Origin of the sequence: Streptomyces sp. NPDC004542 (assembly GCF_040610035.1) — a bacterium.
Lineage (GTDB): Bacteria > Actinomycetota > Actinomycetes > Streptomycetales > Streptomycetaceae > Streptomyces.
The window spans coordinates 51,863-59,505 of the sequence record NZ_JBEXLP010000044.1; the positions used below are offsets into that span (position 1 = coordinate 51,863).

General features: G+C 72.4%; 8 protein-coding genes. 3 read left to right on the forward strand and 5 right to left on the reverse strand.

Going from position 1 to position 7,643, the window contains the following annotated elements:
• Nucleotide 1 precedes the first annotated feature (1 nt).
• From pcaH to ABZX30_RS23315, 4 genes are read right to left on the reverse strand one after another with little or no spacing between them, the layout of a single operon-like run.
• On the reverse strand, nucleotides 2-775 hold the full coding sequence (pcaH, locus tag ABZX30_RS23300; RefSeq protein WP_355936353.1) for a protocatechuate 3,4-dioxygenase subunit beta: 774 nt from the start codon (nucleotides 773-775) through the stop codon (nucleotides 2-4).
• Nucleotides 776-786: 11 nt separating this feature from the next.
• Entirely contained in the window at nucleotides 787-1,989 is a 1,203-nt protein-coding gene (locus tag ABZX30_RS23305) for a thiolase family protein (RefSeq protein ID WP_355936356.1), read from the reverse strand.
• Complete coding sequence (locus ABZX30_RS23310; RefSeq protein ID WP_355936359.1) at nucleotides 1,986-2,633, reverse strand: CoA transferase subunit B; 648 nt, start codon at nucleotides 2,631-2,633, stop codon at nucleotides 1,986-1,988. The genes ABZX30_RS23305 and ABZX30_RS23310 overlap by 4 nt, the downstream gene beginning before the upstream one ends.
• Nucleotides 2,633-3,388, reverse strand: a complete 756-nt coding sequence (locus tag ABZX30_RS23315) for a CoA transferase subunit A (RefSeq protein WP_355936362.1) — start codon at nucleotides 3,386-3,388, stop codon at nucleotides 2,633-2,635. Before ABZX30_RS23315 ends, ABZX30_RS23310 begins: the two co-directional genes overlap by 1 nt.
• 183 nt (nucleotides 3,389-3,571) lie before the next feature.
• Between ABZX30_RS23315 and ABZX30_RS23320 the strand changes: the two genes are divergently transcribed.
• Nucleotides 3,572-4,036, forward strand: coding sequence for a MarR family transcriptional regulator (locus ABZX30_RS23320; RefSeq protein ID WP_355936365.1), 465 nt, complete (start codon nucleotides 3,572-3,574; stop codon nucleotides 4,034-4,036).
• A 129-nt stretch (nucleotides 4,037-4,165) separates the two neighbouring features.
• Nucleotides 4,166-5,356: a zinc-dependent alcohol dehydrogenase gene (locus ABZX30_RS23325; protein ID WP_355936367.1), complete on the forward strand. Its 1,191-nt coding sequence runs from the start codon at nucleotides 4,166-4,168 to the stop codon at nucleotides 5,354-5,356.
• 36 nt (nucleotides 5,357-5,392) lie between these two features.
• On the opposite strand, the gene ABZX30_RS23330 is transcribed toward ABZX30_RS23325, so the two are convergent.
• A complete protein-coding gene (locus ABZX30_RS23330) occupies nucleotides 5,393-6,457 on the reverse strand; it encodes an ATP-dependent DNA ligase (protein WP_355936370.1) in 1,065 nt (354 codons plus the stop codon).
• Between the two features lie 73 nt (nucleotides 6,458-6,530).
• On the opposite strand from ABZX30_RS23330, the gene ligD reads away from it, so the two are divergent.
• On the forward strand, nucleotides 6,531-7,550 hold the full coding sequence (gene ligD / locus ABZX30_RS23335; protein ID WP_355936373.1) for a non-homologous end-joining DNA ligase: 1,020 nt from the start codon (nucleotides 6,531-6,533) through the stop codon (nucleotides 7,548-7,550).
• The last annotated feature ends 93 nt before the right edge of the window (nucleotides 7,551-7,643 follow it).

Genomic DNA, 7,643 nt, shown 5'->3' on the forward strand with positions numbered 1-7,643 from the left:
GTCAGCGTCCTTCTTCGATCCAGGTGGCGTTCGGGCCGTCCAGCACGATGTCCCAGTGGTAGCCGAGGGAGAACTCGGGCACGGACAGGCTGTGGTCGTAGGCGGCGACCAGCCGCTGCCGGGCCGCGTCGTCCGTGACGGACTGCAGGATCGGGTCGTACGGGAAGAGCGGGTCGTTCGGGAAGTACATCTGGGTCACCAGCCGCTGGGTGAACGCCGTGCCGAAGACCGAGAAGTGGATGTGCGCCGGGCGCCAGGCGTTGACGTGGTTGTTCCAGGGGTAGGGGCCGGGCCGGACGGTGGTGAAGCGGTAGAACCCCTCGGCGTCGGTGAGGGTGCGGCCGACGCCGGTGAAGTTCGGGTCGAGCGGGGCGTCGTGCTGTTCGCGCTGGTGGGCGTAGCGGCCGGCCGAGTTGGCCTGCCAGATCTCGACCAGCTGGCCGCGTACCGGGCGGCCGGCGCGGTCCAGGAGGCGGCCGGAGACGGTGATGCGCTCGCCGATCGGCTCGCCGGTGTGCTGCCGGGTGAGGTCGTTGTCGATCCCGGTGATGTCGCGCTCGCCGAAGGCGGGGGAGTGCAGCTCCACCAGCTCCGGGTCCTTGGTCACGTCGATGGTGACCGGCGGCTGCTTGGGGTGGCGCAGTGTGGAGGAGCGGTAGGGGGCGTAGTCGCGGCGCGGGTGGTGCTCCACGGGGGCGCCGTCGGCGACCCGCTTGCCGTAGGCGGCGTGCTCGGCCGCGATCTCCTGGTCGATGTCGTGCTGGGTGAGGGGCATGGTGGGTGTTCCTAGCGTTCGAGGACGAGGGCGAGGCCCTGGCCCACGCCGATGCAGAGGGTGGCGACCCCGGTGCCGGAGCCGCGCCGGGCGAGCTGGTGGGCGACGGTGCCCGCGAGCCGGGCGCCGGAGGCGCCGAGCGGGTGGCCGAGCGCGATCGCTCCGCCCTGCGGGTTGAGGATCGCCGGGTCGAACTCGGGCCACTCGGCGAGGCAGCCGAGGACCTGCGCGGCGAACGCCTCGTTGAGCTCCAGCACCGACAGGTCGTCGAAGGTCCGGCCGGCCTTGGTGAGGGCCCGGTGGACGGCTTCGACGGGGGCGAGTCCGAAGTAGTGCGGGTCGGTCGCCGAGACGCCGGTGGCGGTGACCCGGGCCAGCGGCTCGCGGCCGGTGGCCTTCAGGCCTTCCTCGTCGGTGAGGAGCAGCGCGGCGGCGCCGTCGTTGAGCGGCGAGGCGTTGCCCGCGGTGACGGTGCCGCCCTCGGCCCGGAAGGACGGCTTCAGCTTGGCCATCGCGGCGAGGGAGGCGTCCGGGCGGACGCTTTCGTCGGCGTCGAAGGAGACCGGGCCGCCCTTTCGCTGCGGGACGGGTACGGGGACGATCTCGGCCTCGAAGAGGCCCTCGGCCCGGGCTCGGGCCGCCTTGTGGTGGCTGTGCAGCGCGAACTCGTCCTGCTGGGCGCGGCTGATCTTGTGCTTGTCGGCGATGAGTTCGGCCGACTCGCCCAGCGGGACCGTCCACTGGGGGTCCATCCGCGGGTTGACCATGCGCCAGCCGAGCGTGGTCGAGTACAGCTCGGCGTGTCCGGCGGGGAAGGGGCGGTCGGACTTCGGCAGCACGTACGGCGCCCGGGTCATCGACTCCACACCGCCCGCCACGACGACGGAGGCGTCACCGACGGCGATCGCGCGGGCCGCCTGGACGACCGCTTCCAGGCCGGACGCGCACAGCCGGTTCACCGTGACGCCGGGCACGGAGGTGGGCAGCCCGGCCAGCAGGGCGGCCATGCGGGCGACGTTGCGGTTCTCCTCGCCCGCCCCGTTGGCGTTGCCGAAGCAGACGTCCTCGATCCGCGCCGGGTCCAGCCGCGGGGTGCGGGCGAGGAGTTCGCGGATGGCGTGGGCGGCCAGGTCGTCCGGGCGGACACCCGCCAGGGCGCCGTTGTAGCGGCCGACGGGGGTGCGGACGGCGTCGACGACGTAGACGTCCCTCATGAGCGGGCCTCCTGCGGTACGCGCACTTCGGCGGCGGTCTTCGCGGTGATCTCCTCGGTCGTCACGCCGGGTGCGCACTCCACGAGCAGCAGGCCGTGCCCGGTCACGTCCAGGACGCCGAGGTCGGTGACGATCCGGTCGACGCACGCCCGGCCGGTGAGCGGCAGCGTGCACTCCTCGAGGATCTTCGGGGAGCCGTCCTTGGCGGTGTGCGTCATGACGACGACGACCGTGCGGGCGCCGTGCACGAGGTCCATGGCCCCGCCGATGCCGGTGACCAGCTTGCCGGGGACGGCCCAGTTGGCGAGGTCGCCGGTGGCGGAGACCTGCATGGCGCCGAGGACGGCGACGTCGATGTGACCGCCGCGGATCATCGAGAACGACAGTGCCGAGTCGAAGAAGGACGCGCCGGGCAGGACCGTGACGGTCTCCTTGCCCGCGTTGATCAGATCCGGGTCGACGGCGTCCTCGGTGGGGTACGGGCCGGTGCCCAGGATGCCGTTCTCCGACTCCAGGATCACCTCGACGCCCTCGGGCAGGTGGTTGGGGATCAGGGTCGGCAGGCCGATGCCGAGGTTGACGTACTGGCCGTCCCTCAGTTCGCGGGCCGCGCGGGCGGCCATCTGCTCACGTGTCCAGGCCATCAGGAGGTCACCGTCCGTCGTTCGATCCGCTTGTCGGCCGCCTGCTCGGGGGTGAGGGCCACCACCCGCTGCACGAAGATGCCGGGCAGGTGCACCGCGTCCGGGTCGATCTCCCCGGGTTCGACGAGTTCCTCCACCTCGGCGACCGTCACCCGGCCGGCCATGGCGGCCAGCGGGTTGAAGTTGCGGGAGGACTTGTTGAACACGAGGTTCCCGTGCCGGTCGCCCTTCGCCGCCCGGACCAGCGCGAAGTCGGTGCGGATGCCCCGCTCCAGGACGTATTCCACGCCGTCGAACTCCCGTACCTCCTTGGGCGGGGAGGCGAGCGCGACCGAGCCGGAGCCGTCGTAGCGCCAGGGCAGCCCGCCGTCGGCGACCTGGGTGCCCACCCCGGCGGGGGTGTAGAAGGCGGGGATCCCCGCGCCGCCGGCCCGCAGCCGCTCGGCCAGCGTGCCCTGCGGGATCAGCTCCACCTCCAGTTCCCCGGCCAGGTACTGGCGGGCGAACTCCTTGTTCGCGCCGATGTAGGAACCGGTCACCCGGGCGATCCGCCCGGCCGCCAGCAGCACCGCGAGCCCCGACTCCATCGCCCCGCAGTTGTTCGACACCACGCCCAGACCCGACACGCCCCGCTCGTACAGCGCCTGGATCAGCACGTTCGGCACGCCGCTCAGCCCGAAGCCGCCGACCGCCAGCGACGCGCCGTCCGGCACATCGGCCACCGCCTCCTGGGCCGTGGCGACCACCTTGTCCATCCGTGAAGCCCCATCTCTGCTAATTAATCAGCGCACTGAGTATTTCAGCGAGGTATCGAACACGCTGCCACTGGAGTGCCGCAGCGTCAAGAGCTGCGGTAAGAGGAGTAACGGCCCGAAGACAGCGAAGCCTGTACGCAGGTATCGTTCAGTGCACCAACGAATGCGATCACGGGAGCGCACATGGCCGCGGTGGATCTCACCACCCACCCCGGGCACCTGGCCCGGCGGCTCCAGCAGGCCCACTACCTGCTGTGGAACACGATGGTCTCGGAGGAGATCACCTCGCCGCAGTTCGCGGTCCTGAACGCGCTCGCCGCCGAACCGGGCCTCGACCAGCGCACCGTCGGCGAACGCGTGGGCCTCGACCGGTCGACGATCGCCGAGGTCGTCAGCCGGCTCTCCCGTCGGGGACTGCTGGACAAGGTACGCGACCCGCAGGACGGCCGGCGCTTCCTGCTGCGCCTGACCGACGACGGTCTGCGCACGCACCGCAAGCTGACCGTGCGCACGGCCCGGATGAACCAGCTCTTCCTCGCGCCGCTCTCCGCCGACGAACAGCGGCTGTTCTTCGACCTGATCCGCCGGGTCGCGGACGCCGCGGAGGGGCTGCGCAGCCCGGCGGAACCCCTCGTCGCCCAGCCCTGAGCACGGCCGCCCGAGCCGTGCCGGCCAGGCCGTGGTTCGCCTCCGCCCTCCCGGGTACCCGGGCGCCACCCCAGCAGCGAACGCGCAAGGGCGACAGGCGCGTACACGCGTCGGAGGGAGCGCGACACGATGAAGGCAGTGACCTGGCAGGGCAAGCGGGACGTACGGGTGGAGGAGGTACCCGATCCGCGGATCGAGGCGCCCACGGACGCCGTCATCCGTCTGACGTCGAGCGGGCTGTGCGGCTCCGACCTGCACCTGTACGAGGTGCTCACCCCGTTCATGACCCCGGGCGACATCCTCGGCCACGAGCCGATGGGCATCGTGGAGGAGGTCGGCCCGCAGGTGACCGACCTGCGGCCGGGCGACCGGGTGGTGGTGCCGTTCCAGATCTCCTGCGGGCACTGTTTCATGTGCTCGTCCGGACTGCAGACCCAGTGCGAGACCACCCAGGTCACCAGCGAGGGCATGGGCGCCGCACTGTTCGGCTACACCCGGCTGTACGGCGCGGTGCCCGGCGCGCAGGCCGAGTACCTGCGGGTCCCGCACGCCGACTACGGTCCGATCAAGGTGCCGCAGGGCCCGCCCGACGACCGGTTCGTCTACCTGTCCGACGTGCTGCCGACCGCCTGGCAGGCGGTCGCGTACGCCGGCGTCCCGCGCGGCGGCAGCGTCGCCGTGCTGGGTCTCGGGCCCATCGGCGACATGGCCTGCCGCGTCGCCCGGGCCCTCGGTGCCGGGCGGGTGTTCGGTGTGGACCTGGTCCCGGAGCGGCTGGCCCGGGCCCGCCGGCGTGGTGTACAGACGTTCGACCTGCGCGGTTTCGACAGCGAGAAGGAACTGGTCGAGGCGATCCGCGACGAGACCGAGGGGCGCGGCCCCGACGCCGTGATCGACGCGGTCGGCACCGAGGCACACGGCAGCGCGGCCGCCCGCCTGGTCCAGCAGGCCGCCGCGGTGATGCCCCGCAAGCTGGGCGGCCCCCTGGCCGAACGGTTCAGCGTGGACCGGCTCGCCGCCCTCTACACCGCCATCGACCTGGTGCGCCGCGGCGGCACGCTCTCCCTCGTCGGCGTGTACGGCGGCATGGCGGACCCGATGCCGATGCTCACCCTCTTCGACAAGCAGATCCAGATGCGGATGGGCCAGGCGAACGTGCGCCGCTGGAGCGGCGAGATCCTGCCCTACCTCACCGACGAGGACCCGCTCGGCGTCGACGACTTCGCCACGCACCGGGTGCCGCTGTCCGAGGCGCCGCACGCGTACGAGATGTTCCAGCGCAAGCAGGAAGGCGCGGTCAAGATCCTGTTCCAGCCCTGACCCGCCGGACGCTCACGGCGCCGGCGCTCACGGCGCTCACGGCCCGAGGATCTCCCCGAGGTCGTAGCGCACCGGCTCCTCCAACTGCGCGTACGTGCAGCTCTGCGGGGTCCGGTCGGGCCGCCAGCGGCGGAAGCGGGCCGTGTGCCGGAAGCGGGCGCCGTTCTCCATGTGGTCGTAGGCCACCTCGGCCACCCGCTCCGGCCGCAGCGGCACCCAGGACAGGTCCTTCTTGCCCGACCAGCGGCTGGGCGCCCCGGGCAGCCGGGCCGTCTCGTGCGCCGCCTCCTCGGACCAGGCCGCCCACGGATGCCCGGCCACGTCGTCCATCCGCAGCGGCTCGAGCTCCTCGATCAGCTCGGCGCGTCTCTTCATGGGGAAGGCGGCACACACGCCGACGTGCTGCAGCCGGCCCCGGTCGTCGTACAGGCCGAGCAGCAGCGAACCGACCACGGGTCCGCTCTTGTGGAAGCGGTACCCGGCCACCACGACGTCCGCGGTGCGCTCGTGCTTGACCTTGAACATCACCCGCTCGTCGGGCCGGTAGCGCAGGGTGAGCGGCTTGGCGACCACTCCGTCGAGACCGGCGCCCTCGAACTGCTCGAACCACTGCCGGGCCACCCCGGCGTCCGTCGTCGCCGGCGCCAGGTGTACCGGTGCGGTCACCCCCGACAGGGCCCGGACCAGCAGGGCCCGCCGGTCGGACAGGGGCACGTCCATCAGGGACTCGTCGTCCAGCGCCAGCAGGTCGAACGCCACGTAGGAGGCCGGGGTCCGCTCGGCGAGCGTCCGGACCCTGGAGTCGGCCGGGTGGATCCGCTCGGTCAGCGCGTCGAAGTCGAGCCGTCCCCCGCGGGCGATGACGATCTCGCCGTCCAGCACGCACCGCTCGGGCACCCGCTCCCTGACCGCCGCCACCAGCTCCGGGAAGTACCTGGTGAGCGGCTTGCCGGTGCGGCTGCCGAACTCGACCTCGGCACCGTCGCGGAACACGATCGCCCGGAACCCGTCCCACTTCGCCTCGTACTGCATGTCCGGCGGGATGGTCGCCACCGACTTGGCGAGCATCGGCTTCACGGGCGGCATCACCGGCAGATCCATGGTCCGATTCTGCGCGTACCCGCCGTGTCCCGCCCGGTGTGCGCGGCGTGCGCGGTGCGCCTACCGTGGCCGCATGGGTGAAGCGGTGGAGCTGGAGGTGGGCGGGCGGACCGTGCGGCTGTCCAGCCCGGACAAGGTGTTCTTCCCGGAGCCCGGCTTCACCAAGCTCGACCTCGCCCGGTACTACGCGGCGGTCGGCCCCGGCATCCTGCGCGCCCTGCGCGACCGTCCCACCACGCTGGAGCGCTACCCGGACGGGCTGAACGGCGAGTGGTTCTTCCAGAAGCGCGCGCCCAAGGGCATGCCGGACTGGATCCCGACCGCCCACATCACCTTCCCCAGCGGCCGCAGCGCCGACGAGATGTGCCCCACCGAGGCGGCCGCCGTGGTGTGGGCCGCCCAGTACGGGACGCTCACCTTCCACCCCTGGCCGGTACGCCGCACCGACGTGGACCGTCCCGACGAACTGCGTATCGACCTCGACCCGCAGCCCGGCACCGACTACGCGGACGCCGTCCGTGCCTCCCGCGAACTGCGTGCCGTCCTCGAGGAGTACGGCGGACTGCGCGGCTGGCCCAAGACCTCCGGCGGGCGCGGCCTGCACGTCTTCGTGCCCATCGAGCCGCGCTGGACCTTCGCCCAGGTGCGGCGCGCGGCCATCGCCGTGGGCCGCGAGATGGAACGCCGGATGCCGGAGCAGGTCACGATCAAGTGGTGGAAGGAGGAACGCGGCCGCCGTGTGTTCCTGGACTACAACCAGACGGCCAGGGACCGCACCATCGCCTCCGCCTACTCCGTGCGCCCCCTCCCGCACGCCCCGGTCTCGGCGCCCCTGCGCTGGGAGGAGGTGGGGGCCGCGCATCCCCGGGACTTCGACCTCGCGACCATGCCCGGCCGGTTCGCCGAACTCGGCGACGTCCACGCGGACATGGACGACCACGCCTTCAGCCTCGACGCCCTGCTCGAACTCGCCCGCCGCGACGAGCACGACCACGGCCTGGGCGACCTGCCCTACCCGCCCGAGTACCCGAAGATGCCCGGCGAGCCCAAGCGGGTCCAGCCGAGCCGGGCCCGGAGCGAGGGGACGCCCTAGCTGGTGCTGTGGCCGGAAAGGTTCACCGGCTCGCGACGCCCGGCACGGCTCCCCCACGCTCGGCTTCGCTCGCGCGGGAGGGGCCCCCACCGC